Here is a 1420-nt window from a genome sequence, read left to right on the forward strand (position 1 = left end):
GCGTAATAGCTCACTGGTCAAGTGATTCTGCGCCGATAATGTAGCGGGGCTGAAGCACACCGCCGAAGCTGTGGAGCCTGCGGTTATGCCGTGGGTTGGTAGGGGAGCGTCGTGCGTCCGGTGAAGCTCCAGGGTGACCTCGGGGTGGAGGGTGTGCGAGTGAGAATGCAGGCATGAGTAGCGATACCGGAGTGGGAAACTCCGGCGCCGATTGACTAAGGGTTCCTGGGGCAGGTTAATCCGCCCAGGGTGAGTCGGGGCCTAAGGCGAGGCCGACAGGCGTAGTCGATGGATAACGGGTTGATATTCCCGTACCCGTTCACACGCGCCCAGTACCGAGTCCTTTGATGCTAACCACCACCGATGGTGCTGTCTTCTTTCGAGAGGGTGGTGCCGGAGGCGTGGGGCCCGATGGGGTAGTAGGTAAGTGATGGGGTGACGCAGTGGGGTAGCTCTACCGGGCGGTGGTTGTCCCGGGATAAGCGTGTAGCCCGGAGCATAGGCAAATCCGTGCTCTGTGTGGGTGAGGCGTGATGTCGAGCCGTGTGTGGTGAAGTGAGTGATCCCGTGCTGTCGAGAAAAGCCTCTAGCGAGTGTGTGGGCGGCCCGTACCCGAAACCGACGCAGGTGGTCTGGTAGAGAATACCGAGGCGTTCGGGTGAACCATGGTTAAGGAACTCGGCAAATTGTCCCCGTAACTTTGGGAGAAGGGGAGCCCTGTCTGGTGAAGGAGCGTTGCTTCTGGAGCTGGGTGGGGTCGCAGATACCAGGGGGAAGCGACTGTTTATTAAAAACACAGGTCCGTGCGAAGTCGTAAGACGCTGTATACGGACTGACGCCTGCCCGGTGCTGGAACGTTAAGAGGACTGGTTAGCGCCTTTCGGGGTGTGAGGCTGGGAATCTAAGCGCCAGTAAACGGCGGTGGTAACTATAACCATCCTAAGGTAGCGAAATTCCTTGTCGGGTAAGTTCCGACCTGCACGAATGGCGTAACGACTTCCCCGCTGTCTCAACCATGGGCCCGGTGAAATTGCACTACGAGTAAAGATGCTCGTTTCGCGCAGCAGGACGGAAAGACCCCGGGACCTTCACTATAGCTTGACATTGGTGTTTGGGATGGTTTGTGTAGGATAGGTGGGAGCTGGTGAAGCCGCCACGCTAGTGGTGGTGGAGGCGTTGGTGAAATACCACTCTGGCTGTTTCGGGCATCTAACCCGCATCCGTGATCCGGGTGGGGGACAGTGTCTGGTGGGTAGTTTAACTGGGGCGGTTGCCTCCTAAAGGGTAACGGAGGCGCCCAAAGGTTCCCTCGGCCTGGTTGGCAATCAGGTGGTGAGTGTAAGTGCACAAGGGAGCTTGACTGTGAGACGGACGTGTCGAGCAGGTGCGAAAGCAGGGACTAGTGATCCGGCACCGGCGT

1 rRNA gene is annotated in these 1420 nt (G+C 58.4%); it reads left to right on the plus strand.

The features are described from left to right. Positions 1-1420, plus strand: a 23S ribosomal RNA gene (locus tag ABD259_RS25580); the annotation flags it as partial.

The sequence above is a fragment of the Nocardiopsis rhodophaea genome (genome assembly GCF_039530945.1).
GTDB classification, from domain to species: Bacteria; Actinomycetota; Actinomycetes; order Streptosporangiales; family Streptosporangiaceae; genus Nocardiopsis_C; species Nocardiopsis_C rhodophaea.